We start from the raw sequence: 26,079 nt of genomic DNA, 5'->3' as shown, positions 1-26,079 counted from the left end.
CAAACTTACTATAATACAACTTACCTTAAAAATATATATAGAAAAAGAAAAATGTTTATAACAAAAAAGAACACAGACAACTCTTTCATTAAAAGTTTGTCTGCGCTCTATTAGAACCTAAATCACTAAACGTCAATTCAGCGTTATTTAATCAATCCGATACGTCCTACTTGCTCTGTTTAGAGAGCAGCTCTTTTTTTAGCTTCTTTCACAAACGTATTCATGGCCTGATATAATTTTTCCTTGATTTCTTTGAGATTAGCTTGTTGTAATTCTTTATTGGCAACTAACTGTTGACCGTTCACCCAAACAGCTTCAACATTGCTAGCATTTGCTGAATAAACCAACGCTGAATAGGCATCAAAAATCGGAAACATATTAACTGATTGCGTTTCAATTAATGTTATATCCGCTTTTTTGCCCACTTCCAATGAACCGACTTGCTCCGCCAAACCTAACGTTTTAGCGCCCCCCATCGTTGCCAGATAAACAATTTCTTTTGCAGGAAACAAGGAGCGATCTTGGTGTGCTGTCTTATGAAAATTCGCAACCATGCGCATTTGGGTGAATAAATCTAATGTATTCCCACTACTAGGTCCATCCGTGCCTAAACCGACAATAATCCCTTGATCAAGCATTTGCTTAATCGGCGCTACGCCTTTGGCTGATTTAGTATTCGCACCGATACAATGAGCGACACGCGCTTTTCCATTAGTAGCAGCTAAACTCGCAAGATCTTCATCTGTTGCCAAAATACAATGCGCTAAAATAAACGGCTCGCTCAAATAACCCAGTTCTTCTAAGAAAGCAATTGGTGTTTTTTGATAGGCTTTTTCAAACTCAGCCATTTCATAAGTCATTTCAGCAACGTGCATGGTCACAGGAACTTGGTATCGCCGACTAAGTTCAATAATTTTTGCCAACACTTCTGGTGAATTGGTATTCGGTGCATGTGGCGCAAGTATAGGCGTAATCAACGGATGGCCTTGCCACTTGCGAATAAAGGTTTCCGCGTAAAAAAGACCGCTTGAAGGTTCTGGACTATCACAAGTGGGCATATCAATGATCGTCTCTCCGAGCAAAGCACGAACACTCATTTTTTCACAACTTTTAGCAATTTCATCTTCAAAATAATACATATCACAAAAGCTCGTAATACCACTCAGTAACATTTCGGCAATTGCATAATCACTACTGCATCCTACTAATTCTTTTGTCATGAATTGTTCTAATGGAAAAAGAAAACGCCGGAGTCGATCTGGCACATCGTCTCCTAACGAACGAAACGGAATCATGCCTACATGGGTATGGGTGTTAATCATCCCAGGCATTAAAATTCCATTTTGACCATCGATTACTTGATTTGCAGCCATTCGCTTTTCATCAAGTGTGGTCATTGGTGCTAATTCCACAATTGTGTCTTCTTCAATCACTAAATAGCCGGCTTTGATTTCTGAAAATTGCTCATCCATTGTTAGTATATGCACATTTTTAATGAGTGTTTTCATGCAAAAGAACTCCATCCTCTGGAAAAACTAATGGATAGAAACGTTGTGACTTCGTATCCATCATCCCAAAATCTGTCACTTTAATGGCTGGCGAGACAGGCAATGATAGTGTAGAAAAAGACATGATTTCATTCATATTTTGATAGCCTAACGCTTGCATAGCTTGTCGAACTTTTTGCAAAGAAGCGCCTAATTGTTCAATCGGTGCTTGCGACAAAATCCCACCAATTGGTAAAGGACAAGTTGCCATCACTTGCTGATCCGAAGCAACCAAATAGCCGCCTTGCATCGCTAATAATTCATTCTGCGCTAATAAAATATCCTCAATCGTATTACCCATCACCATTAAATTATGATGATCATGGGCCCAGGTTGTCGCAATGGCTCCTTTCTCGGAAAGGGGTTGATCCATTAAAGAAAAAGAAATATTGCCATTTTTTCCGTAACGTTCCATCACAATTAATAAGGCACAGTTGGCTTTTTGCCATTGCAACAACCCATTTTCAACAGGAATTTCTTTTGTAATTCGCTCTGTAAATGTGCCAATCTCTTGTTTTTGAATCACATTACAACGAACTGTTTCTTTTGTTGTAGCCACCTTTAAAAGTAAATCTTCTTCTGTTAACTTTTTACATTGGATGGTTTGTTGGTAAGCGGCTGGAAACTCTTCGATTTTTTCTGGATAATGGAAGGGCTCGCCTTTTTCAAAAACGACCTTTCCAGATTTATAAACCGTATTAATATCAAAACTTTCTAAGTCATTTAATAACAAAAAGTCAGCTTTTTTACCAGGTGCAATTTCGCCACGATCATGGAGACCCATTCGTTTGGCCGGCGTATAAGTTGCCATATAAATGGCTTTTTCGATAGGCAATCCTGCATGAACGGCTTTTTTGACATTTTCATTTAGATGACCTTTTAGCAAATCATCAGCCATCACGTCATCCGTGATAATACTTGCATAATTGTAGAAGTCATTGTCTACTATCACCTGAATGTTTTCAGGAGTGATTGATTTATTTTGAAATTGAATAAAGACGCCCGCTTCAATTTTTTCTTTTAACGTTTTAGGAAATTGATGGGTATGATCTGAAGTGATACCACTATATAGAAAATCTGCTAACTCTTGATCTTCGATTTTAGGACAGTGGCCTTCTAAAGGCATGGTTGGTCGTTGTTTTTGGCACAAATCGATAATTTGACGAATTAAAGAATCTGGCTCATAGGAAATCCCTTTAAAATTCATGGCTTCCCCTAAACAAATCACTTTTGGCTCTTTGAGTAATTCTGCTACTTCTGCTAAGCCGATAATCCCACCAGTTGTTTCTAATTCGGGAGTGGTCGAAGGAACCGAGGAAGGAATTGCGTGAAAGATATCTAGTTCTGTTTCAGCGGCCATAAAAGCTTTTAAGCCTTCTAAGCCAAATACGTTAGCCATTTCATGGGCATCGGCAATCACCGTTGTCACACCGTAACGCACTACTGCTTTGGAAAAAATAGTAGGTGTCGTCATGGAACTTTCAATATGCATGTGTGCATCAATTAAGCCGGGAATCATCCATTGATTCTCGGCATTAATTGTTTTTTGGGGATGTAAATTGACGTTCTCTTCTTCATAAATGTAATAAAATTTATCATTTTTAATCGCAACATTTCGTTGAACGAATGTTTGAGTGACTGTTTGATACAGCCACACATTTTTTAGTAATACATCGACGTTCATTTTGTCCCTCTTTTCTAAAACTATTGATTCATCGTCCGGTTCCATTGATCAATCCAATCCGCTAGTTGACTATTAATAAAATTAAAATCGACTGTTTTGGCACGTTCGGCAATGGCACCATATGTTTTATTTTTCGCTTCTTTTTCGCTTAGCGTTACTTGTTGATTTGTAGGTCCTTCATTTAATGAAATCGCTTTGGCCTTTTGTGATTCTTCACTAATCCGTGCGTTAACAAATTTAAAGGCAGTTTCTTTGTTTTGTGCTTTTTTAGGAATATTGACTGTATTATAGTTGGCATACGTGCCGCTTTCTGGGACGACATACGTCACGTTTTCTGCTGCGCCTTGAATAATATCAACCGCAAAATCAGCAACCACAGCTGCTTCAATTTCACCAGATTGGAACATATTAGCTAAGTCTGACGATTTTGAATACGTTTTAACAACGTTTGGTTTTAATTCTTTCATCGCTTCAAAAGCGGCCTTCCCGTTATCTTTTGTAATATCTTGACCAGCATGTTCACTAGCAACGTATAACATTAAAGGACCTGCCGTCGTGGCAACGTCTGGAACAGAAATTTTACCTTTCAAATCAGCTGACCATAAGTCATCCCAGTTCTTAATTTCTTTGCCTAATTTTTCTTTGTTGTAAACAATCCCGATACTGTTTACAGCAATTGGTACGCCAGCACCACTTTCAAAAACCTCTTTTGCTCCCGGCGTTAACTGACTTAAATTAGGTACTTCTTTTTCTGTAATTTTTTCAAATAACCCTTCTTTTCCACCTTGTGCTGCATTTGCTTGTGCTAATTCAATGACATCAATTCCCGCATTGGGATTATTTTTTAATTTCGTAAAGCGGTCTGCGCTATTGCCTACTTCTAAGGTAACTTTCGCTTCATTCTCTTTTTCAAACGGAGCGATAATGTCTTTTTTGACAATATCTTCACTTAATCCGAAAGTTGAAACGACTAAAGCATTACTTCCACCTTTGCTCTCGCTTTTCGTAGTTGCTTCGCTGTTTCCACAAGCAGTCATTAATAACGTTGCAGCGACTAATGTCCCTAAAATTACGCGTTTTTTCATTTTTAAATCTTCCTCCAAAATGGTTTTTATTTTTCTAAAATAACTAATTTCTCAGCTGGAAAAGCCAAGTGAATGGTTTCGTTTGTTTCATATAACTGTTCACTTGTTCCATTAACCAGCAATGTACCTAACGCTGTTTCCACTTCATATTGATAGCTTTTCCCTAAAAATGTTCGGACAGCGACAGTACCTGCGACAGTATTAGTAGCAGCTTCTGAAACAATCTCAATGTCCTCTGGACGAATCGTTGCCACTGTCGTTGTAACATTTGGTTCAGGATTAGTCGTTTTCACTATTTGATTTGTTTGTGTCCGATAATGACCAGCTTCCATTTTTTCGACAGAGAAAAAGTTTTCAAAACCGATAAATTCAGCGACAAATTTAGTACGAGGCAAACGATAAATCGTTTCTGGTGAATCATATTGTTCAATCACGCCATTATTCATAATGGCCACTTTATCTGAAATAGAAAAACATTCTTCTTGGTCATGTGTGACAAAAACTGTCGTAATGCCTAATTGTTGTTGAATCCGTTTGATTTCAATCCGCATTGCCACTCGTAATTTTGCATCTAAATTACTCAACGGTTCATCCAGTAGTAATAGTTTAGGTTCGATAATCAGAGCACGTGCTAGCGCAACCCGCTGTCTTTGACCACCAGATAATTGTTTTGGATAACGGTCGCCCAAGCTTTCTAAACCACATACTTTTAGCATTTCCGTGACTTTTTGGTCCATGGTTTGTTTGCTTTCTTTGCGTAATTTCAGCCCAAAAGCGACATTTTCTGCAATCGTTAAATGGGGAAATAACGCATAGCTTTGAAAAACCATCCCGAAGTTTCTTTTATGGACAGGAACCTTTGTTAGTTCTTCTTGGTCAACGAAAAACTGTCCGTCGTTTGGCTTAATTAATCCAGCAATCACTCTTAGCGTAGTCGTTTTACCACAACCACTCGGTCCTAATAAAGAAACTAACTCTCCTTTTTCCATTGAAATATTTAAATCTTTTAAAATATCTTGTTTTCCGTCATAGCTGACGCGAATATCTTTTAAATCCACAAAAGTCAAAATTTTCTCCTCTTTCTATCTCGTGCTTCTTCCATGTTTTAGGCAATGGAAGCTAGTCCCAACGTTTTTTCAATTAAAAACATTAAGCCCATTGTTAGTAGCATCAACAATACAGAAATTGCTGAAACAGTTGGATCATAATTGTATTCCATATAACTTAATAAAGAAGTAGGCAGCATCGTCACACCGGGACCTGATAAAAACATCGATACAGGAACATTGTTAAACGAATTGACAAATGCTAACATAAAGGCTGCAAAAATTCCTGAAGACACATTGGGTAAAACAATTTGAATGAAAGCTCGCAATCTTGTACAACCTAATGTCCAAGCTACTTCTTCCATTGAATAATCTAGTTGTTCCATACTTGATCCAACCACTCGAATAATATAAGGCAAACTAATTAAAAAATGCCCCATTAACAATCCTTGAAAGACAGGCAAACCTAATTTAATAACAATATATTGAAATAACGTATACCCGACCACAATTCCTGGAATCACAGTTGGGGATAAGAAAAAGCTTTTAATAAAGTTGCGCCCACGAACGGAATAACGTGCCAGCGCATAGGAAGCCGGAATCCCTACTATTAATGCTAAAACAGTCGCTAATACCCCAATCAACAAGCTTAACTTAAAACTGTCCATAAACGTTTCCGATTGTAAGGCTTTGGCGTACCAATCTAAAGTAAAGCCTTTAATCGGAAATTGAATCGCTGCGGCTGTTCCAAAAGAAGTCACCACAATCAAACATAATGGTAAAAATAAAAACAGAAAAACTAGAATTGCAATAACAGATAGTCCTTTTTGCTTACGCATGATTTGCTTCTCTCCGATCTACTTTCTTAGCGACCATGTCTAGGCCTTTCATCACAATTAATGTCGTTAAAATCATAATAAATGCAAGAACACTCGCCGATTGCCAATCACCTAAAGTATTAGCCTTTTGATATAAGAAGGTCGACATCATCATTTTTTGGTTACCACCTAACAGCTGTGGCGTCGTATAAGCCGTTAAAGTTCCTGTAAACACTAATATACTTCCTACAATGGTGCCTGGAATTGATAAAGGTAAAACAATTTTCCGAAAAGCCGTCATTGGATTGGCGCCTAGCGTCTCAGCCGCTTCTAGCATTTCTCCTTCAATGTTTTCCATAACCCCAACTAAGGTCATAATCATTGTCGGTAAAAATAAATACACTGAACCGATAATAATTGCAAATTCTGTATACAATAAATTCAGCGGTTGCTCAATTAAGCCCGTTTTTAATAACAACGTATTCACTACACCGTTTTTTCCTAAAATGTTAATCCAAGCAAAACTTCGAATAACTGAGTTGGTTAATAGTGGAAACAAGGTCATAGCCATTAAAAAGCCACGCCATTTTTTGGAAACTCCAGCAATAAAGTATGCCGTTGGAATGCCCAACACAATTGAAATACCCGTCACTATTAACGAAACTCTTATCGTTCGCCAGAAAATTGAAACATTATAGTCATCTTTAAAAAAAGTAACATACTGATTTAGTGTCAAGCCATGATCAGTAAAAATGGTTGGCAAAATGCTAGTAATTAATGGAATCATTAAGAAAAATAATAATAGTACTAGCCCCGGTGCCACAATTAAATAAGGAACTTTCTTGTTCATTCGTACACTCCTCGTTCGTTTTTTCACTTCATCAGTATACGCAAGGAAAACGTATATTTCAACACATTTTCATCTTTTTGTTCGTTTTTAAACCCGAACGTTCGTATATTTTTTCGAAAAAGGTTATTAAAAAATAAAACACGAACATTAAACAAAAAAACACAAACAAGACTGTTTGTGTTTTTTGTCAACTTTTTTATTTATCACTTAATTTTCTTGGAACGTTTGATCCTTTTCCATCATTTTCACTATAATACCATCTTGATACACCTGATAATATCCGAACAATTCATTCTCTTTTGAGACACTATTCTTTTCAGATATAATTTGAACAACATAACTTCCTTTATTTGACTGCTTAAACGTATAATGAAACGCCGAGTCATTCGTTGGTATCCCTAAACCATTTTGTAAAAATTCAATCGCTTCCTGTTTAGTATAAGATTCTGCTTCTAATTGCGTTCCTAAATGCGGATTTTTTTGATCGACAAATTGTCTTACTTTGTCATTATTAGCAGACTTTTCTATAACGACTTCCTGTTGTGAATCCCTACTTCCTGAACAGCCAGATAATACAAATAAAATCATCAACAACCCCAAACACTTACTCAAAGTTTTCTCCTCCTCTCCCTTTTCATTAGTGATACCTGATGATTTCTTTTATATTTTAGCATGCTTGATATAACGAATGGTGCTCAAAAAAGACAGAATCAACAAGTAAAAATTGTCGACTCACCTTTCTCAACTAATATTAAAAACTATTTGTCTCAATATTTTCGAATTCCCTGTAAATTACTGATAAATAAAAACAGCTCTTTTTGCGTATACTTATATTATCAGCACCTAAAGGAGGAACTTTCTTGAATAAAAAAAATCTACTCACTTATCAATCAATGGCAGCCTTGTTTCTAATATTCAGTCTCTTTACTTTTGACCCATCGGTTTCTTTTGCCACCCGTTCTGGAAAAACGCCGGTTTCAGTTGAACTAGAACTTGGAGGGCTGCCTGGCGATGAATCGGTTGACGATGCCATTGATCCTGACTTAGAAAATCCTAACACTAGTTTTGACTTGCTCTTCATTCCGAAAGAATTTACTTTTGAAACTCAAGCGATTTCTGGTGATTTAACAGCAGTTCCTATACGACCTTCTGAAGGCAATACTCATACAATGAGACACTTCGGGATGGGGGATGTTCGCGGAGCCTTAACTGGTTGGCATGTCACTGCTGAAATCCCACACATGCGAAACGAAGCTCATTCTTTACTAGGCATCATTACGTTTCAATTAACAGGCGGCTATGCTCGCTATGACAAAACGTTAAGGCGTTTCTTTATGACAAATACAATGTATGGACTGGATTTTTCAGAAGATCCTGCTGCACCCGACTTCCCGACCAACCCAATTATTATCGGTAACGGTGCGACTTTAATGAGTAACGCTGGTGATAGAAAAGGACAAGGCATGTGGAGTGGCCGCATGACCGATATTTCTCTTGCAATCCAAACCCCTGTTTCACAATTATTTCCTGGCGCATATACAGGTTCGATTATCTGGAATTTAATCTCTGGACCTGCATAAAATAAAAAAAACGCTTAGAAAACTAGCGGAATCACTACTCTTCTAAGCGTTTTTTTATATCATAAGGACTATTTGCTCCTTCTATTTGTCTAAGCATGCTTTACCACTTTTCGTTTAACGAATCACTTGGCCCCAACGGTAATCAAACTGATATTCTTGATTACCATTATTCAGGTTAATTTTGTATAAATAACGCGGGACTTTAATGAATAACGCATCCTCTACTTGAAAAGCTTCAATAGGTACATTTTCTTTAGTTAAAAGCAACGGTGTTTGCCACTCGTATGTTTTTTTCTGCCAATTGTATAAGCCAACTATCGCTTGATTACTTTGTCTTTTCTTGTATGACAGAACATAATAATTTGCTTCATCTTTCTTGCCTAATAAAACTGGTGCTATTAGTTGCTCTTCTAGTTTTCCTTGCACTGTTGTACGCTCTTCCGATGACAGCTTTTGACCAATTTGACTCTCATTTGAATCTACCGTCCATTTAGGCGCTTCTTGTGTTTGAAAGACTTCTTTGAAAGTTGGATCTTGTTTTAACTGCCAATTTTTCAAATCTAATTGATAATATCGATTGTTTAATCCATAAATATAGAGATAGCGATTATCCATAAAACGATAATCAACGAAATCAGAGCTTAAATAGTCTTTTAATTCAGGGAATTTCTTCACTAAATCCGCTTCAGAAAACTGTTTTTTCCCTGTTTTTGTATCGAGTAAGTAAATGGCCTCGTTATCAGCATTATTCAAAACCACATATTGATCTGTTTGACCAATTAAATAATCACGCCAACCTAAACGTTTACTCCACATTCGTTCGCCCGTCTGACTATTAACAGAAATCACTTGGAACAATGAGTTACTGGTGCTAATGCCATTCGTTCGTCCATTTGGGATAATCATTCGCTCGATTGAAGTTAAGCCTTTCGTTTTTTCAGAATAAAACGTCGCACTTTTCTCTTCAATCGTTACTGAACGAAACATTCCGAAAAAGATTAAACCAGCAAAATGTACCACTGCAAGATAAACCAACAAAATTAACGCATAGGGAACCAGTCGCCTTGTACTCCGCCTTCTTATTAAGGAAATAACCAAAATACCACTAATTACTATAAAAATAATTGCTACAATGATGACAAAAATATCATGATAAAGCCAACCAGACAATTGCCAACTTCTATAAAGTGTGTCCATTACGCCATCCTTTCCAATTGTTATTTGCTTATTATAAAAAGGATACTATTTTTTTTTGAAAAATAACAACAAAAAGCGACGAGCAGCAATAAGCCCATTCAAGTTGACTAACTAGGTCAACTTGAATGGGCGTGGAGAAATGTGCCTTGTTATTCCGCTTCTTCAATTGCGGACAAAGCTTTTGCAATATCAATTTCTTTATTCCGATAGTCAGCATCATGAACTGGAAAATGCTGCCGCAATTCTGCTGCTTCCATCCACGAAACAGTCCCTTGTTTAATGCCAAAATCAAGAATGTGCCCACCAAATTGGTGATCCTCACTGATAAAGTGCAAATGAAATCCTGCAGCAGAAGCACCATGAAATAATTTAGGTGTAAAGAACCCTACAACTGTTCCCTGAATATTCTCCGCTGTAAATTCAGGTTGATTGCGTGCTGCTTCTACAAATGGTGGATATGGTTTTTCTTGTTTAGGTGCCACACGGACATGCATCTTCGCAAAAAGACCGCTAATTTTAATTGCCGCAAAAAAATTAGGACTAATTTTTTCTAAAATTTGTGCTTTAATATTTTCATCGGTTTCCGTTGATACAGGGAATGCGCCATCTTCTTGAAAACGAGTAACTGCGGCATATGGCGTTAATTCTTCGCCTTCTAAAATAGTAATTTCGCCAGTTTGATTCGCATGATACAATATACCGTCCAATAAAATAATTTCGCCATTTGAGCCTTCTAATGTCCCAATTCCAAAATCACCTTGCGTGAGTAACGTACCAATTTCTGCCGTTCCTGCCATCAAACTTTCCATTAAACCGCCTAGCGTACCATGTTGATAAACATATTGTTCGCTCATTTTTCCATCTCCTAATAAAGTTGATCTGGTAACAATGTTTTACCTAATTCTTGATTATCTGAATAATCCACAGGAACATCAATAATCACTGGGCCTTCTGTTTGCATTCCTTCTTCTAAAGCTGCGGCAAATTCTGCTTGTGAATGTACTCGAACCCCTTTGGCTCCAAAAGCTTCAGCATATTTCACAAAATCAACTGGACCAAAATCTACGCCAGAGGATCGATTATATTTCATTTCTTCTTGGAATTTAACCATATCATAACTACCATCATTCCAAATAATATGCACGATATTTTGCTTTAAACGAACCGCTGTTTCTAATTCTTGCGCCGAAAATAGGAAACCGCCGTCCCCAGAAACAGAGATAATTTGTGTATTCGGACGAACCAGCGCAGCCGAGATTGCCCAAGGCAAAGCGACACCTAATGTTTGCATACCGTTACTAAATAATAAATGACGCGGTTCATAACTTCTAAAGTGGCGAGCCATCCAAATGTAGTGACTCCCTACGTCAACAGTAACTGTCATTTCATTCGTGGTTTTTTCTTGAAGCGTTTGAACAATTTCTAATGGATGTAATCGATTTTCAATTGTACTTGTTTTTACTTCTTTAATCGTTAATTTTTCTTGAAGCGTTTCTAAATAATCTTGCGCATCTTCTGTTAATATTGGTTCACTAAATGCTTCTGATAATTTCAAAATATTTTTAGACATATCACCAATTAGCTCTTCTTCCGGTTGCATATATTGGTCAATTTCCATTTGAACTTCATCAATAACAATAACGCGCGCATCTTTTTCTGCATTCCAATTACGTGCCTCATATTCAATTGGGTCATAACCAATCGCAATCACTAAATCACTTCTTTTTAACAAACGATCCCCAGGTTGGTTTCGAAATAAACCAACACGCCCAAAGAAATGTTCTTCTAATTCTTTTGAAATAATGCCTGCTCCTTGGAACGTTTCCACGACTGGCAAACCAGTTATAGCAACCAATTCACGAATGGCTGCGGTAACTTTTCGTGCAGAGGCCCGCATTCCTAAAAGTAAAACAGGTAATTTCGCTTGCTTGATTCGTTCAGCTAAAGCTGCGATTGTTTCTGCTGATGCATGGCCCAGTTTCGGAGCCGACAAAGGCTTAATTGCTTCGCCTGTCACCGGACTATCTGTGACATCTTGTGGGATCGATAAGAACGTTGCACCTTTTTTCGCTGTTTTGGCGATACGGTAAGCATTGGCAATATTTTCAGATAATGTTTCTGGATCTTGAATTTCTGTACTGAATTTTGTTATTGGACTAAATAATGCAGCATTATTCATGCTTTGGTGAGTTAATTTTGACAAATCGGACCGTTTCACCTGTCCAGCCAATGCTAAAACAGGGTCCCCTTCTGCAGTCGCAGTTACTAACCCAGTTGCTAAATTGCTGGCACCAGGTCCACTAGTTGCAATAACTAAGCCAGGCTCTCCCGTCAAACGACCAATCCCTTGTGCCATAAAGGCAGCGTTTTGTTCATGTCGAGCTAAAATTAATTCTGGGCCTTTATCAACTAATGCATCAAAAACCCCATCAATTTTTGCACCGGGAATCCCAAAAATATAGGGCACTTCGTGATTGATTAAACTTTCTACTATGATATCTGATCCTTTTTTACTCACTGTTATACCTCCAATTAAAATCTGTACTAATTACAAATACAAAAATACCACTAAAATTCTAATTAATCAACAATGAAACACCTTGAAAACGTGTAATATACTAATTCGCATATTTTAATAGAATTGAGATATTTCAAAAGATTAAGCAAAAATAATGCAAAATACCTTAAAGTTTTATAGTCTTTCAACAATTATTATATACTTCTTCACTAAAAATTAGTAAGATTAACCTATAAGAAAAAAATCACAACCTGTGATAAATTATTGGAGGAAAAATATGTCAAAAGGGAAGAAAATTTTTGCCATTATCTTTGGAATTATCTTGGTTCTATTTCTTGCAGTTGTTGCAATGGGAGCAAAACTTTATTGGGATGTTTCTAAATCAATGGATAAAACCTATGAAACAGTAGAACGATCTAAAAAAAGTCAGGTCAATTTAAACAATAAGGAGCCTTTTTCTGTTTTATTATTAGGGATCGATACAGGCGATGATGGGCGTGTCGAGCAAGGTCGTTCGGATACAACAATTGTTGCAACAGTTAACCCTCGTGACAAGCAAACAACCTTAGTCAGTCTTGCTCGCGATACCTATGTTGATATTCCAGGTCAAGGAAAACAAGATAAATTGAATCACGCCTATGCTTTTGGTGGGGCATCTTTAGCAATGGACACAGTTGAAAACTATTTAAATATACCTATTAATCATTATGTTTCAATTAATATGGCTGGTTTAAAAGAATTAGTCAACGCGGTTGGCGGAATCGAAGTGAACAATAATCTGACTTTTTCACAAGACGGATATGATTTTACGATTGGTAAAATTTCATTGGATGGTGAACAAGCACTCTCCTATTCAAGAATGCGTTACGAAGATCCTAATGGTGACTACGGCCGCCAAGAACGGCAAAGAAAAGTGATTGAAGGCATCGTCCAAAAAGTCTTAAGTCTTAATAGCGTGAGCAACTATCAAGAAATTTTAACAGCTGTTTCTGATAATATGAAGACAGATTTAAGTTTTGATGACATGAAAAAAATTGCCTTAGATTATCGCAGTGCCTTTGGTAAAGTGAAACAAGACCAACTTCAAGGTACTGGTTTTATGCAAGATGGTGTTTCCTATCAACGTGTGGATGAACAAGAATTAACTCGTGTCCAACAAGAGTTGAAAAATCAATTGAATACAAAATAAAAATAAAACCCACGAGTACTATAAATACTCATGGGTTTTATTTTCTCTTCTATTAACGTTCTTGTTTTACCGCTTCTAAAGCCGCTGTATTAATAATGTTCCAAGGTTTGTCAAACGCTGGTTGGAAGAAGAAGTCCGCATAGGCTAAGTCTTCAATTGTCATTTTGGCTTGAATCGCTAATGAAATAGCATTAATGTTTGCAGTTAAATCTGCTTTCGACATTAATTGAGCGCCTAAAATTTGTGTTGTTTCAGGATCATACACTAATTTAAACCAAGCTTTTTGTTTGTCTGGATTGAAGTCCATCAAGTAGTCTTCTACTACTGTCACCGCTTTTGTTTCTTTTCCTAATTTTTGAGCCATGACTTCGTTAATCCCTGTTGAAGCAAATTTATAATCAAAGACGGCCAAGCCAGAAGATCCTTGAACACCAGGGAAAGGTTTAACTGGTTCCTCTAGGTTTTTCACAGCAAAGCGACCTTGTTTGCGAGCATTCGTTGCTAAGGCAATATTTACTTCTGTGTCTGCAGGATTGTATTTAATTAACGTAGCATCCCCTACTGCAAATACATCTGGCTCACTTGTCCGCATGTATTCATCCGTCTTGATTAGGCCATTCGGATGTAATTCTAAGGTACCTTTTAACCAAGCAGTGTTTGGACGGACGCCAACCGCTACAACGACCAAATCAGCATCGTACGCATTTTTATCTGTAACGACTTTTTGCACACGACCGTCGCCTTCGTAACGTTCAACTGTTTCACCAGTTGCAATGGTAATATTATTAGCTTCCATCTCTTCTGTTAAAACATCTGTAAATTCTTTATCTAGATACACCCCTAATGGACGATCTAAAATGTCAATAACGGTAACCTTTTTACCGGCTTTTGCAAATGCTTCGGCAGCTTCAATCCCAATATAACCACTACCAATCACAACCACATTATTGACTTCTGGATCTACTGTTTTTTGTTTTAATTTAATGGCCCATTGACGACCACGCATCAAGTAAATATTATCCAAATCTTTACCTGAAATATCTAATTCAAATGGGACAGCTCCGGGACTGATGATTAATTTATCATAATTTTCAACACGTTCTTCACCTGACACTAAATCTTTCACTGTCACTTGATGTTCTTTTGGTTGAATCGCTGTAATTTCAGTATTAGAAAAGACATTTACACCACGGCTCTCCATTTTTTCGCCAGTCATATAGCGAACAGAATTAACATCTTTCACTTTTCCTTCTAGGTACAACTGCATGCCACAAGACAAGAATGAGATAAAATCACCTTTCTCATACCATTGAATTTCTGCATCAGGATGAAGATTTAGTAATTCTTCTACCGCTTCATAACCTCCATGTGATGATCCTAAAACAATAACTTTCATCGCTCGTTCCTCCCATATAATATTATTTCTTACATAATAAAGAATATCATATATTCTCAAAAAACAACAAATAATATCCTCTTTTTCATTCTCAATTAAGTTCTTTAAATGAGAATAAAAAGGAGTATCCTCTGTATTTCGCCACTTTTCAATTACTTTTTTTATTTACTAAAAAATAAAAAATACTAAATTCTCCGATACGATTGATAGGGACGCCCCACTTTTAAATAGCTATTTTTACTTTCTAAAAGGTTATTTTTTTCTAGAAACAACACATATTTGCGAACAGAAACATGTGAAAGCTGACTCGCTTCTGATAATTCTTGAATCGTAAAATAGTCGGTAAATTCGTCTATTTTTTTTAACAATAATTGTAATGTTGCTTGTGTTAGTCCTTTTTCTAAGGACATGTTTTGAAGATCTTGTTCATTTTTACGTGCGTTTGTCTGTGAAGAATGAAACAATTGGTCCACTTTTGTTTGCGAAAGCTCCTTCGTTTCCAGCGTGAATTGAGCAGCTTTTTTCTGATAGTTTTCGATACTTTGTTGAAATCGCTCAAAAGAAAAGGGTTTAACTAAATAGTCTAAAACGCCTAAATGTAAGCTTCGTTTAACATTTTCTAACTCGTTGGCAGCCGTAATCAGGATAACTTCTGTGTCAATTTTTTCATCTCTAATTGTTGCCAGATAGGTCAAGCCATTGCCATCTTTTAAATGAACATCTAATAAAACAAGTGCTGGTTGTTTTTCTTTCGTTAGTTGTAGACCTTCAGCAATTGTTGCCGCCGTAAAAATAGTCGGTTGGTGAATTAATTTTTCAAGATATTTTTGATGTATATATGCAACCATAGGATCGTCTTCAATAATCAATAGGTTCATTTTCCTCTGCTCCTTCGTAATGAACATTTATGCGAAGGACAAGCCAATTGTTTTGTTGGTTTTCCCAAGTCAATGTCGCTTCCGCATTCTCTAATAATCTTGCCAAATAAGAAGTGAAAAACTCTTGTTCAAAGCGTTCCAGTTGTTCTTTTGGATAAGCAAACGAATAAGTCGTCGTCAAACTTCCTGGCTGATAATCAATGGTTTCAATGATCTCTTCTGGTAACGGTTGTTCCATCAGGAAACGATGAATATAACGGTAGATAGCAATCAAATTTTGCGTATCTTCATCTCGTTTATTTGGTGGAATTTCTGGATAAATTTCAATAGCTAATTGTGTTTTAATTTCTGCAAACTTGATTCTTTCCCCACTTAAAAAACCTGCTAAAATAGGATTCCTAACCAAAATAGCTAAGCGCTGTGCAAATTCCTTTTCTGGTTTCAATAAATCGGCTAGATAATGTTTTAGCGCCTCGTAATCTTCTAAATCGACTAAGCCATAAATGACATGCATCTTATTCATAAATTCGTGTGATTGACTTTGTAATGCCGAAGCATATGTCGTTGTGCTGACAAGCTGTTCTGCGACAATAAACGTTTCCGTCGCATTTTTCAGAAAGATAACATGCCCAATTGTTTTTTTACGGACATTAATCGGGGCGATTGAGACGAAATAATCCTGGCCATTTTGACGATAGAATTGCTCTGTTTTTGAATGTACGATTAATTTTTCAGGAGATAAAACCAATGCTGAAAGTTTCTTTCCTAGTAAATTTTCTTCACTATTTGTTATATTATGATACATTTTAGTTGCTTCAATATTTGCTAATAAAATATTTTGATCGGTATCAATCACAAGGATTGCGTCTTTCGTTTCCTCAAGCATGGCGTTTCGCTCTTCTAATAGACGAGCAATTTCTCTTGGCTCTAAATCGTGAAGTTGTTTTTTTAAATAATAAGAAACCACGATGGCTAATATAAAGCCAAAACCAACACTTAAAAGGACACTCACTGTGTAATCATTTTTTGTTCGTTCAATCAATTGTGAAAGCGAGGTCATTTTAATGCCCATTGCCACAACCCCAATTTGTTTTCCTTGATCATAGACTGGGACAAAACCTCGTAATGATTCTCCTAAACTCCCTTGACTAACAGACAAATGTTCCTCCCCTTTTAATGCTCGCACTTCATCGCCACCTTCAAAATGCTTACCTATTTTTTGGCGATCAGGATGTGTTAAACGAATCCCCTGCATATTCATAATCACGATAAAATCCAACTGATGGATTTCACCTAAACGAACCGTATACGCTTCCAATTCATCTGAATAGTGATCATTCTTTAAGGCTTCAATAACATTCGGTTCAATAGCCAACTGTTCCCCGACGGCTAAAAGTGCTTGCTCTTGGTTTTTACGAACTTCTTTAATTGTTTGGACCGTCGTTACTCCGTAAAAGAAAGTAATCATAGTAATTAATGTTGCAATAAAAATCACTGATAAGAAGCACCATAATTTCCCGCCACGCTTCATTCCATCCCTCTTTTCTCTTCAAATAAAGTATAGCATAGGAAGATTTGGTTAAAAAACTTTTCTTTAGTTAAATTAATTAAATAATCTACTCTACAGAAAACGTTTACATTATGATGAATATAGATTAAAGTTATAGGAGGAAATAGCATGGAAAAGAAATTGCACGCAACAGCTGCTAATGAAACAGATTGGCGCAACAAATTAACCAAAACGAGGATTGGTTCGGTTACGTTACCTGTTTATCTTGTAACAGCTAGCATTATTCTTGTTACGGCTCTATTAGAACAACTACCAGTCAATATGTTAGGTGGTTTTGCCGTAATTTTAACAATGGGTTGGTTACTTGGAACAATTGGTGGAAATATTCCTATTTTGAAACATTTTGGCGGTCCCGCAATTTTATCTTTATTAGTACCATCAATTATGGTCTTTTTCAATTTACTCAACCAAAATGTCTTAGACTCAACAGATATTTTAATGAAACAAGCAAACTTTCTCTATTTCTATATTGCTTGTTTAGTTTGTGGAAGTATCCTTGGAATGAACCGCAAAATTTTAGTCCAAGGTTTAATGCGCATGATTGTCCCGATGGCATTAGGAATGATTTTAGCAATGGGCGTTGGGACCCTTGTTGGAACGCTGTTAGGTCTCGGTTGGAAACATAGCCTTTTCTATATCGTCACTCCTGTTTTAGCTGGTGGAATCGGTGAAGGTATTCTTCCTTTATCCCTTGGTTATAGTGCCATTACTGGATTGCCAAGTGAACAATTAGTGGGGCAATTAATTCCCGCAACCATTATTGGTAATTTTTTTGCTATCATGTGTTCAGGTTTACTTAGTCGTTTAGGAGAAAAACGCCCTGAACTTTCTGGACAAGGTCAGTTGATTAAAATTACCAATTCAGATGATTTAAGTGATGCTTTAGAAGAAGACAAAGCACCAATTGATGTAAAATTAATGGGTGCTGGTGTTTTAATTGCGTGTACCTTATTTATTACAGGCGGTTTATTGCAACACTTAACAGGCTTTCCTGGTCCTGTTTTGATGATTGTTGTCGCAGCCTTTTTAAAATACTTAAACGTAGTACCGAAAGAAACCCAACGCGGATCAAAACAGCTTTATAAATTTATCTCTGGCAATTTTACGTTCCCGTTAATGGTCGGCTTAGGTATGTTATATATTCCTTTAAAAGATGTCGTAGGAATGCTTAGCTGGCAATATTTTGTTGTGGTAATTAGTGTCGTTTTCACTGTTATTGCTACAGGATTTTTCGTTTCACGCTTCATGAATATGAATCCCGTTGAGGCTGCCATTGTCTCCGCTTGTCAGAGTGGTATGGGTGGGACTGGCGATGTGGCTATTTTAAGTACAGCCAATCGAATGAACTTAATGCCGTTTGCACAAGTTGCGACACGTTTAGGCGGTGCCATTACAGTAATAACAATGACTGCTATTTTTAGAATGCTTTTTTAACTATAAGTGAATTATTTAGGAGGAAAATGATATGTCAACAAAAGATGTAAAAGAATTAGCGATTGAGCAAGCAAAAAAATTTGGGGGAAAATTAGAAGTCTGCCCTAAAGTTCCGATTGAAACAAAAGCAGATTTAGGAATTGCCTACACACCAGGTGTTGCGGCTGTTTCTTCTGCCATACATGAAAAAAAAGAACGCGCTTACGAATTAACGACAAAGAAAAACACCGTCGCCGTTATTAGTGATGGTTCAGCAGTTTTAGGTTTAGGTAACATTGGTCCTGAAGCAGCGATGCCTGTCATGGAAGGAAAAGCTGCATTGTTTAAACGCTTTGCTGGTGTGGATTCGATTCCCCTTGTTTTAGATACACAAGATACTGAAGAAATTATTCAAACGGTGAAATTTTTGGCTCCAACCTTTGGGGGAATTAACTTGGAAGATATCAGCGCTCCTCGTTGTTTTGAAATTGAACAGCGTTTAATCGATGAACTAGATATTCCCGTTTTCCATGATGATCAACACGGGACAGCGATTGTTGTTCTAGCGGCTTTGTACAACAGCTTAAAATTAATCAACAAGAAAATAGAGGACATTCATGTGGTAATCAACGGCGGTGGCTCCGCTGGTCTTTCAATTACAAGAAAATTTTTAGCTGCTGGCGTAAAACATATTATCATTGTTGACCGTACAGGGATTCTAAGCGAAACAGATACAGCTCTGCCACCACACCATGCAGAAATTGCGAAGCTAACCAATCGGGAACATCGTACTGGTGATTTAGCTACTGCTCTTGAAGGCGCTGATGTCTTTGTTGGTGTTTCAGCACCAGGTGTTTTAAAACCCCAGTGGATTCAACAGATGAATGAGCAGCCAGTTATTTTTGCAATGGCTAACCCAGTTCCTGAAATTTTTCCTGATGAAGCTTTAGCGGCAGGCGCTTATATTGTCGGAACTGGTCGTAGTGACTTTCCGAATCAAATTAATAATGTGTTGGCCTTCCCTGGTATCTTCCGCGGTGCCTTAGATGCTCGGGCGAAAAAGATTACGATTGAAATGCAAATTGCCGCTGCCAAAGGTATTGCAAAATTAATTCCCGATAACGAACTCACGCCGACCAATATTATTCCCGATCCATTCCAAGAAGGAGTCGCAAAAGTCGTCGCCGAAAGCGTCCGTAACGCTGTCAAAGAAACAAATTAAAAAGAGAAAAAAGAACAACCTAACTCCTCTTGAGTTAGGTTGTTCTTTTTAAAATCTGAAACAATAATTTATTATTTAAAACTGATATTAAACTCTTGCATATCTTTTTCAATATAAGTAAGTAATTTTTTATTTTCAAAGAAACGTGTAAAGTAGTATGCAATACGATAATCTTCAACAGCATCTAGTCCTAGCATTTGTTTATTAAACGCTTTTTCGTATAATAAGCAATCTAAAGAGTAAATAGAACTGTGCGTCCGATTAATTTCGATTCCTTTATCACTTAATTCAATACTCTTTGCATAGTCTTTAATTAATGAATAGAATTTTGCGGTATTATAATAAATACGGCATTGCTCTAATGGATAATCTAATTTGAATTCGCTTAGCAATTGTAAAGATTTATCGTAATAAACTTTTGCTTTTTCAATATCATCTTCTAATTCATATAAAATACCGATCGCATTCATACTCAAAATATTATAAATATTAATATCACGACTAATTTCAGAACCACGATGTAAATAGAACAATGCTTCGCTATTATTTTTCTTACCTAATAAACTCGTAATTCCTTTATAATAGAAAAATTTTGTTTCTAAAATTCTGTTTGAACTTTCGATATCATCTGGATAGTCTTTCAACAAATCATAGGCTTCATCGTGCTTAAAGTAAAAGCATAATTCTTCTACTTTATTTAATAAGCTTTCGAGTTTTTTCTCACTAGAACCTTCGATACATTCTTCTACTTGTAAGTCTAAACGTAGACATACAGATGAGAAAATGTCTAAACTGTCACACACATTTTTGTTTTCAATGTTACTAATTGTTGCTTGTGTACAAATTCCTTTTGCCAATTCAGCTTGCGATAATTTTTTCTTTTTACGCGCTGTTTTGATTTTTTCTCCCGCTACTCTCACAGTCAAAACTCCAATCTTTCTATTTTTTTTGTATTAAACATACCATCATTTTACAGATAATGTTATAATGAAGCTATCATAATAAAGGAGGTGAAATATATGTTTGATTTACTTGCTTTATTAACTGGAATTTCAGTTCGTGGCAATGCACCACACCAATAATTACGTGTTTGTTTAACTGAATTTCTGACGGCTCTACCTATGCCAGTAGGTGGAGCCATTTTTTTATTTAATATTATAAAATTAACAGTATTTCTAAAACCTCACACTTAGTATAACACAAATTATAAATTATGCTAGATAGTTGCCAAATTAACGTCATTACAAGGATGTTACGTTTTTACAACATCTTGTAAAACTAGACAATGCTGTCCTTCTTTATCCACCACACTCAATGATAGTGATAGTATCTTATGATAGAAACAACATGTACATTATAACAATTATTATTAAGAAAGCTACTTCTCAATAGGAGAAGTAGCGCTTCTCTCGTTACAGTTTTACTCTTCTTCTTCAGCCATGAATGTATTGAAAACTTCTTCAATCATATCCCATTCAGCGTCTGTTTCAATTTGCTGTAAATCGCCTTCTGTACCTTCTGCGTTTTCCACATATGAGTAAGCTTGCAATTCAACATCTTCATCCTCAGGAATTCCTGCTGGATATAATAAAACATAATTTTTACCGAATTCTTCTTGACCGTCAACAGTTAGTAGGATCTCGTATAATGTTTCATTTCCTTGTTCGTCTACTAAAGTAATGTGTTCATGTCCTTCGTGATCATGATCGTGGTTGTGTTCTGTCATTCTTCTTCTCTCCCTTGATGTATTCAAAGCTCGATAATTATCGGCTATGTGCATCTAAATAATTTTGTAGAATCATTACTGCCGCTAGTTTATCAATGACTTTCTTTCTTTTGGCTCTTGAAGCATCTGCTTGCTCCACCAAGAAACGCTCTGCTTGGACAGTTGTTAATCGTTCATCTTGATAGTCAACAGGTAATTGAAATAATTCTTGAATCTTATCACCATATGCCATGGATGCTTCAGCTCTAGGACCGATGGAATTATTCATGTTTTTCGGTAAACCTACGACAAATTTTGTGACTTCGTATTCTTTCACCAATTCACCTAATCGCTCAAAACCGAAGTTCTCTTCCTCTTCATTGATGCGAATAATTTCGATGCCTTGTGCTGTCCAACCTAATAAATCACTAACAGCCACACCGACTGTCCGTGAACCTACATCTAGCCCCATGATCCTCATTTGATATCGATTCCGTGGTTCGCTAAGTAATATTTGGTTAATTCTTCCATGATTTCATCACGTTCATGACGACGAATTAAGTTTCGAGCATCTTGATAACGAGGAATGTAAGCCGGGTCCCCAGAAAGTAAATACCCTACTATTTGGTTAATAGGATTGTATCCCTTTTCTTCTAATGCCCGATATACGGTTTCTAACGTTTCACTGATTGCTTTTTTTCGATTATCATCAAAATCAAAGCGTACTGTTTCGTCTGTAAAACCCATTTTACTACACCTCACTTCTACTTTTATACAATTTCATTTTACTAGAAAAGAACCGAAACTACAAACAAAATTTCTTCTCCTTCTCTCTTTTTTGTTATTTCTTAGTCTTTTATTAATAAAGGCTTCGTAAAAAAATGACAGCCATCGATAATTTTAAAATTATAAAAACAAATACACAACTTTATAAAACAAGAATAAAGCTCTGCTAAATCGCCAGAATATCACCTTTCCCTCCAATTCATTTTGCGAAAAAATCGACGTTTTTCTTTTGAAAACTTTTAAATATCTATGATTAAATAATATCAGCCTTTTAATGTTACAATTCGCTAACAATCTGTTTACGATGTAAATTTTTGATTGCAGCTGTTATTTATTTCCTCTTTTTGGTTCGTTTGTAGTACACTAGAAGAAAATACATAAAGTGAGGCTTGCTCAATGACTCCTGCTCATTTGGATTTACTTTTAGAAACCTGTTTGTTAGCTGGTAAAATTATGATAGAAAGCGATGCAGAAATGTACCGTGTTGAAGATACAATGAGCCGAATTGCGCTTGCTTCTGGCAACTATCGAATGGTTAGCTATGTGACACAAACCGGGTTATTTGTTGGCATAGATGGAACCTCCACGATTCGTATGGTTCAAGTAATGAAACGTGGCATTGATTTAGAAAAAATCTCTCGTGTGAATCAGCTGTCTCGTGCTTATGTGGCTGGTGATTTTTCTTTAGAGGAATTACTGAATAAACTAAAAGTGATAGATAGTGAACACCGCCATTTTCCAATTAGCGCACGCATTGTTAGTGCGGCCGTTGTCAGCGCTACAATTATGATTCTTTTTGGTGGCGTCTGGTCCGATTTATTCTTGACTTTTCTGATTGGTGGTTGCGGCTATAGTCTTTATTATTTTAGTTTAAAGTTTCTCAAGATTAAATTTTTATCTGAATTTTTAGCTTCGCTGTTTATTGGTGCAGCCGCTATTCTTTCAGTCAAATTGGGACTCGGACAATCACAAGATTTAATCATCATTGGTTGTGTCATGCCTTTAGTGCCTGGTGTGCAAATTACCAATGCTCTTCGCGATTTGCTAGCTGGACACTACTTATCGGGTGTTTCTCGTGGGACTGAAGCATTAATGACTTCAGGAATGATTGGTTTTGGCATTGCTTTTGTCTTTCAACTTTTCTATTAAAAGGAGTGACTTACTTGCTAGGAATCGTTTTGGTACAATTTATCTTTAGTTTTTTAGCTTCTGCGGCGTTTGCAATTATTATTAATGTTCCCCGACGATCACTGGTGGCTTGTGGTCTAACTGGTAGTGTAAGCTGGATGCTTTATTGGGTAATCGTTGAAGTTTTTAGTGGAAATGCAGCATTAGGTTCCCTTATCGGTGCTGTCGGTGTTGCGGCAGTAAGCTACCTATTCTCAAAAATATTGAAAATGCCTGTCACGATTTTTAATATTCCTGGTATTGTTCCATTGGTACCTGGTGGCTTAGCTTATCAAGCTGTTCGGAATATCGTAATTGGCAATTATGAAAAAGGCGCCTATTTTACCGTGCAAGCTGTAATGATTGCTGGGGCAATTGCGTTAGGCTTAGTCGCTTCTGAGGTTTTCAATCAGAATATCCGCAGCTTTCGGGAAAAAAGAGAATCTTTGGGTTTTATTCGTCGTAAGCGCAACAAAATTAAAAAATAGACAGCAAAAAAGTTGGTTGCTTCCATTTGATAAGGAAGCAACCAACTTTTTTTAAAAGGAACGATAGACATATTGATTTTTTGGTGCTTGATCTGCTTTGACTTTCTCCACTTGCACAGTTGGTATTTGCCGTTTAAACGGTGGATAATAGGATAACTCAACCGTTCCGGTAATCGTTACCCAATCATTGTTTTGAAATTGCGTATGTTCAGGAAAATGAACCAACAAGCCAAAAACGCCAGAATCAGCGACACAATGAATAATCCCAAAACGGAAGACAAATTGGTCAACACTTTCTTCTCGTTTTGAATTATAGACAAAGCCTTTATAAGAAATCCTTTTCCCTGCAAATTGACTTGGATAATTATAGATTAATTCCATAATTTCCAAATAGTTTTCATCCGTAATTGAAATCACAGATTGTCCATCATATTGTTTCATGGCTTTTGCCATCTGCTTGTCATAATCCGTCTTATTGAAATACATACTTGTATCAGGTTTCAAATATTGCGTTTGCATATCAGGATCCCCTACTGATTCTTTACTTACTGGAAAGTTAAATCCTTTTGCTTCAACAATTGTTGTGTCTAAACTAACTGTCGGAAATAATAAGCCAACAATCAACGGTAAAGAAAGTAGTAAATAGGCAAGCCCTCTTTGGCTGGGTTTTTCCAAATTATGCTGATGGCCATGATGTTCATGTCCCCCATGTTGGTGCATGTCTTCATGTTTTTTTTGCATTGATGGATCTGCTTGGTTCCACAAAATCAATTGGACAATCGCCATAATAAAAGCTAAAACCATTGATAAAACAGCTAAGTAATTATAATGAATATTGATATATTGGTTCAGTTCACCTGAAATTTGAAGATACATCATCAACCCCATATATCCAATTAAAATAATAAATCGTATCATCGATTGTAGGCCTCCTTTCTAAACTACTGCCGCATAAATAGTTACGACAAGCGCCACTATCAAAACAAATTGTACAATGAATGACATCTTAAAATAACGTTTCATCATCAATAAATTTTTAATATCTACCATTGGACCAAAAACTAAGAAGGCGACAATTGGTCCTGTGCCAAACAAACTCAAAAGAGAAGAACCAATAAATGCATCTGCTTCTGAACAAAGTGATAAAGTAGCAGCGATGACTAGCATGACTAGAATCGCTAAAATCTTTGAATGGCCCAGTTGCATAAGTGCACCAGTTGGAATATAGGTTTGCATGATTGCTGCCAACAAGGAACCAAAAATTAAATAACGACCCGTATCAAAAAATTCATCAATACTATGGGTTAACGCTGACCAGCCGTTTTTCCAAAATGAACGAGCTTCATCAACGTGTTCATGCGTATGAGCAACCTGCTCTTCTTTAATCTGCGCCAACTCTTTTTCTGTTAAAATTGATTCTTTTCGAAAATAAGCTAACCAAATGCCGATAACCCACGCGACAATCATACTACCTAAAACTCGCCAAATCACAAATTTTGTTGCGCCACTAAAGGCTACGTATGTTGAGAATAGCACAATTGGATTAATGATTGGTGCCGTTAACATAAAAGCAAAAGCGGTATGTGTTGGTACATCTTTTTTAACAAATTGATGCACAATTGGGACGATCCCGCATTCACAAGAAGGGAAGAAAAACCCTAGGAAACTCCCTACACAAATTGATAAAAATTTATTTTTAGGTAACACTTTTTTTACTCGTTCTGGTGTTAAAAAAACATGTAAAGCGCCTGAAATCAAGCAACCTAACATGACAAAAGGCAATGCTTCGATAATAATCGAAAGAAAAATAGTGCTCATTTGTAAAACAGAGTTTGGTAAAAATTGAAACATTATAGACCTCCCACTAGTAAAAATCTAGTTAACTATACTCCTAACACCAGACAAACACAAGTATTTGTCAAAAAATTAACTAAGAGTTT

The 26,079-nt window shown here is 36.6% G+C and carries 25 protein-coding genes; 6 read left to right on the top strand and 19 right to left on the bottom strand.

Going from position 1 to position 26,079, the window contains the following annotated elements:
* Positions 1-179: 179 nt before the first annotated feature.
* From IGL17_RS05340 to IGL17_RS05310, 7 genes are all read right to left on the bottom strand, one after another.
* Positions 180-1,508 (bottom strand): amidohydrolase, encoded by a 1,329-nt coding sequence (locus IGL17_RS05340; protein ID WP_016617885.1) that lies wholly within the window; start codon positions 1,506-1,508, stop codon positions 180-182.
* Positions 1,492-3,276, bottom strand: coding sequence for an adenine deaminase (locus tag IGL17_RS05335; RefSeq protein ID WP_016617884.1), 1,785 nt, complete (start codon positions 3,274-3,276; stop codon positions 1,492-1,494). Before IGL17_RS05335 ends, IGL17_RS05340 begins: the two co-directional genes overlap by 17 nt.
* Positions 3,252-4,316, bottom strand: a complete 1,065-nt coding sequence (locus IGL17_RS05330; RefSeq protein ID WP_002357914.1) for an ABC transporter substrate-binding protein — start codon at positions 4,314-4,316, stop codon at positions 3,252-3,254. The genes IGL17_RS05335 and IGL17_RS05330 overlap by 25 nt, the downstream gene beginning before the upstream one ends.
* A gap of 26 nt (positions 4,317-4,342) precedes the next feature.
* A complete protein-coding gene (locus IGL17_RS05325; RefSeq protein ID WP_002384674.1) occupies positions 4,343-5,383 on the bottom strand; it encodes an ABC transporter ATP-binding protein in 1,041 nt (346 codons plus the stop codon).
* Between the two features lie 38 nt (positions 5,384-5,421).
* Positions 5,422-6,201, bottom strand: a complete 780-nt coding sequence (locus tag IGL17_RS05320) for an ABC transporter permease (RefSeq protein WP_002357916.1) — start codon at positions 6,199-6,201, stop codon at positions 5,422-5,424.
* Positions 6,194-7,030: an ABC transporter permease gene (locus tag IGL17_RS05315; RefSeq protein WP_002382189.1), complete on the bottom strand. Its 837-nt coding sequence runs from the start codon at positions 7,028-7,030 to the stop codon at positions 6,194-6,196. Before IGL17_RS05315 ends, IGL17_RS05320 begins: the two co-directional genes overlap by 8 nt.
* A 207-nt stretch (positions 7,031-7,237) precedes the next feature.
* A complete protein-coding gene (locus tag IGL17_RS05310) occupies positions 7,238-7,618 on the bottom strand; it encodes a hypothetical protein (RefSeq protein WP_002393185.1) in 381 nt (126 codons plus the stop codon).
* A gap of 230 nt (positions 7,619-7,848) precedes the next feature.
* Between IGL17_RS05310 and IGL17_RS05305 the strand changes: the two genes are divergently transcribed.
* Positions 7,849-8,610, top strand: coding sequence for a WxL domain-containing protein (locus tag IGL17_RS05305; protein WP_025193344.1), 762 nt, complete (start codon positions 7,849-7,851; stop codon positions 8,608-8,610).
* 114 nt (positions 8,611-8,724) lie between these two features.
* Here IGL17_RS05305 and IGL17_RS05300 read toward each other — a convergent pair whose 3' ends face one another.
* The 3 genes from IGL17_RS05300 to alsS all read right to left on the bottom strand — a co-directional run bounded on the left by IGL17_RS05300 (position 8,725) and on the right by alsS (position 12,325).
* Positions 8,725-9,807: a PA2928 family protein gene (locus tag IGL17_RS05300; RefSeq protein ID WP_002366508.1), complete on the bottom strand. Its 1,083-nt coding sequence runs from the start codon at positions 9,805-9,807 to the stop codon at positions 8,725-8,727.
* 149 nt (positions 9,808-9,956) lie between these two features.
* Positions 9,957-10,661, bottom strand: a complete 705-nt coding sequence (gene budA / locus IGL17_RS05295; RefSeq protein ID WP_002366507.1) for an acetolactate decarboxylase — start codon at positions 10,659-10,661, stop codon at positions 9,957-9,959.
* An 11-nt stretch (positions 10,662-10,672) separates the two neighbouring features.
* The gene (gene alsS / locus IGL17_RS05290) at positions 10,673-12,325 is read right to left on the bottom strand and encodes an acetolactate synthase AlsS (protein ID WP_002357923.1); all 1,653 of its coding nucleotides are present in this window, start codon (positions 12,323-12,325) and stop codon (positions 10,673-10,675) included.
* A gap of 277 nt (positions 12,326-12,602) precedes the next feature.
* On the opposite strand from alsS, the gene IGL17_RS05285 reads away from it, so the two are divergent.
* Positions 12,603-13,514, top strand: coding sequence for an LCP family glycopolymer transferase (locus IGL17_RS05285; RefSeq protein WP_016617882.1), 912 nt, complete (start codon positions 12,603-12,605; stop codon positions 13,512-13,514).
* Positions 13,515-13,566: 52 nt separating this feature from the next.
* Here IGL17_RS05285 and IGL17_RS05280 read toward each other — a convergent pair whose 3' ends face one another.
* The 3 genes from IGL17_RS05280 to IGL17_RS05270 form a co-directional block, all read right to left on the bottom strand.
* Positions 13,567-14,910, bottom strand: coding sequence for an NADH peroxidase (locus IGL17_RS05280; RefSeq protein WP_025193343.1), 1,344 nt, complete (start codon positions 14,908-14,910; stop codon positions 13,567-13,569).
* A gap of 185 nt (positions 14,911-15,095) precedes the next feature.
* A complete protein-coding gene (locus tag IGL17_RS05275) occupies positions 15,096-15,788 on the bottom strand; it encodes a response regulator (RefSeq protein ID WP_010713498.1) in 693 nt (230 codons plus the stop codon).
* Complete coding sequence (locus tag IGL17_RS05270) at positions 15,769-17,319, bottom strand: Spo0B domain-containing protein (protein ID WP_016617880.1); 1,551 nt, start codon at positions 17,317-17,319, stop codon at positions 15,769-15,771. The genes IGL17_RS05275 and IGL17_RS05270 overlap by 20 nt, the downstream gene beginning before the upstream one ends.
* Positions 17,320-17,466: 147 nt before the next feature.
* Between IGL17_RS05270 and IGL17_RS05265 the strand changes: the two genes are divergently transcribed.
* Both IGL17_RS05265 and IGL17_RS05260 read left to right on the top strand, forming a co-directional pair.
* Positions 17,467-18,792, top strand: a complete 1,326-nt coding sequence (locus IGL17_RS05265; RefSeq protein ID WP_002357930.1) for a 2-hydroxycarboxylate transporter family protein — start codon at positions 17,467-17,469, stop codon at positions 18,790-18,792.
* Between the two features lie 31 nt (positions 18,793-18,823).
* A complete protein-coding gene (locus IGL17_RS05260) occupies positions 18,824-19,993 on the top strand; it encodes an NAD(P)-dependent malic enzyme (RefSeq protein WP_002382174.1) in 1,170 nt (389 codons plus the stop codon).
* A gap of 71 nt (positions 19,994-20,064) precedes the next feature.
* On the opposite strand, the gene IGL17_RS05255 is transcribed toward IGL17_RS05260, so the two are convergent.
* From IGL17_RS05255 to ireB, 4 genes are all read right to left on the bottom strand, one after another.
* Complete coding sequence (locus tag IGL17_RS05255) at positions 20,065-20,913, bottom strand: helix-turn-helix domain-containing protein (protein WP_002385984.1); 849 nt, start codon at positions 20,911-20,913, stop codon at positions 20,065-20,067.
* 500 nt (positions 20,914-21,413) lie between these two features.
* A complete protein-coding gene (locus IGL17_RS05250) occupies positions 21,414-21,719 on the bottom strand; it encodes a DUF1292 domain-containing protein (protein WP_002357933.1) in 306 nt (101 codons plus the stop codon).
* 37 nt (positions 21,720-21,756) lie between these two features.
* The gene (gene ruvX, locus IGL17_RS05245) at positions 21,757-22,179 is read right to left on the bottom strand and encodes a Holliday junction resolvase RuvX (protein WP_002357936.1); all 423 of its coding nucleotides are present in this window, start codon (positions 22,177-22,179) and stop codon (positions 21,757-21,759) included.
* Entirely contained in the window at positions 22,176-22,445 is a 270-nt protein-coding gene (gene ireB, locus IGL17_RS05240) for a regulatory phosphoprotein IreB (protein ID WP_002357937.1), read from the bottom strand. The genes ruvX and ireB overlap by 4 nt, the downstream gene beginning before the upstream one ends.
* A 435-nt stretch (positions 22,446-22,880) precedes the next feature.
* Between ireB and IGL17_RS05235 the strand changes: the two genes are divergently transcribed.
* Entirely contained in the window at positions 22,881-23,633 is a 753-nt protein-coding gene (locus IGL17_RS05235; RefSeq protein ID WP_002357938.1) for a threonine/serine exporter family protein, read from the top strand.
* Positions 23,634-23,638: 5 nt separating this feature from the next.
* On the top strand, positions 23,639-24,139 hold the full coding sequence (locus IGL17_RS05230; protein WP_002382172.1) for a threonine/serine exporter family protein: 501 nt from the start codon (positions 23,639-23,641) through the stop codon (positions 24,137-24,139).
* A gap of 51 nt (positions 24,140-24,190) precedes the next feature.
* Here IGL17_RS05230 and IGL17_RS05225 read toward each other — a convergent pair whose 3' ends face one another.
* Both IGL17_RS05225 and IGL17_RS05220 read right to left on the bottom strand, forming a co-directional pair.
* Complete coding sequence (locus tag IGL17_RS05225) at positions 24,191-25,057, bottom strand: TIGR03943 family putative permease subunit (RefSeq protein ID WP_002357940.1); 867 nt, start codon at positions 25,055-25,057, stop codon at positions 24,191-24,193.
* A gap of 18 nt (positions 25,058-25,075) precedes the next feature.
* Positions 25,076-25,990 (bottom strand): permease, encoded by a 915-nt coding sequence (locus IGL17_RS05220; protein ID WP_002357942.1) that lies wholly within the window; start codon positions 25,988-25,990, stop codon positions 25,076-25,078.
* Between the last annotated feature and the right edge of the window lie 89 nt (positions 25,991-26,079).

This window comes from Enterococcus sp. AZ088 (genome assembly GCF_051714845.1).
GTDB lineage: Bacteria > Bacillota > Bacilli > Lactobacillales > Enterococcaceae > Enterococcus > Enterococcus faecalis.
This window is presented reverse-complemented; position numbering and strand designations above follow the sequence as displayed.

Bases quoted from the DNA above. Each gene is read 5' to 3' on its own strand.
- IGL17_RS05340 (WP_016617885.1), bottom strand. From the start codon at position 1,508: ATGAAAACACTCATTAAAAATGTGCATATACTAACAATGGATGAGCAA.
- IGL17_RS05335 (WP_016617884.1), bottom strand. From the start codon at position 3,276: ATGGAACCGGACGATGAATCAATAGTTTTAGAAAAGAGGGACAAAATG.
- IGL17_RS05330 (WP_002357914.1), bottom strand. From the start codon at position 4,316: ATGAAAAAACGCGTAATTTTAGGGACATTAGTCGCTGCAACGTTATTA.
- IGL17_RS05320 (WP_002357916.1), bottom strand. From the start codon at position 6,201: ATGCGTAAGCAAAAAGGACTATCTGTTATTGCAATTCTAGTTTTTCTG.
- IGL17_RS05315 (WP_002382189.1), bottom strand. From the start codon at position 7,030: ATGAACAAGAAAGTTCCTTATTTAATTGTGGCACCGGGGCTAGTACTA.
- IGL17_RS05310 (WP_002393185.1), bottom strand. From the start codon at position 7,618: ATGATTTTATTTGTATTATCTGGCTGTTCAGGAAGTAGGGATTCACAA.
- IGL17_RS05300 (WP_002366508.1), bottom strand. From the start codon at position 9,807: ATGGACACACTTTATAGAAGTTGGCAATTGTCTGGTTGGCTTTATCAT.
- budA (WP_002366507.1), bottom strand. From the start codon at position 10,661: ATGAGCGAACAATATGTTTATCAACATGGTACGCTAGGCGGTTTAATG.
- IGL17_RS05285 (WP_016617882.1), top strand. From the start codon at position 12,603: ATGTCAAAAGGGAAGAAAATTTTTGCCATTATCTTTGGAATTATCTTG.
- IGL17_RS05280 (WP_025193343.1), bottom strand. From the start codon at position 14,910: ATGAAAGTTATTGTTTTAGGATCATCACATGGAGGTTATGAAGCGGTA.
- IGL17_RS05275 (WP_010713498.1), bottom strand. From the start codon at position 15,788: ATGAACCTATTGATTATTGAAGACGATCCTATGGTTGCATATATACAT.
- IGL17_RS05270 (WP_016617880.1), bottom strand. From the start codon at position 17,319: ATGAAGCGTGGCGGGAAATTATGGTGCTTCTTATCAGTGATTTTTATT.
- IGL17_RS05265 (WP_002357930.1), top strand. From the start codon at position 17,467: ATGGAAAAGAAATTGCACGCAACAGCTGCTAATGAAACAGATTGGCGC.
- IGL17_RS05260 (WP_002382174.1), top strand. From the start codon at position 18,824: ATGTCAACAAAAGATGTAAAAGAATTAGCGATTGAGCAAGCAAAAAAA.
- IGL17_RS05250 (WP_002357933.1), bottom strand. From the start codon at position 21,719: ATGACAGAACACAACCACGATCATGATCACGAAGGACATGAACACATT.
- ruvX (WP_002357936.1), bottom strand. From the start codon at position 22,179: ATGAGGATCATGGGGCTAGATGTAGGTTCACGGACAGTCGGTGTGGCT.
- ireB (WP_002357937.1), bottom strand. From the start codon at position 22,445: ATGGGTTTTACAGACGAAACAGTACGCTTTGATTTTGATGATAATCGA.
- IGL17_RS05235 (WP_002357938.1), top strand. From the start codon at position 22,881: ATGACTCCTGCTCATTTGGATTTACTTTTAGAAACCTGTTTGTTAGCT.
- IGL17_RS05225 (WP_002357940.1), bottom strand. From the start codon at position 25,057: ATGATACGATTTATTATTTTAATTGGATATATGGGGTTGATGATGTAT.
- IGL17_RS05220 (WP_002357942.1), bottom strand. From the start codon at position 25,990: ATGTTTCAATTTTTACCAAACTCTGTTTTACAAATGAGCACTATTTTT.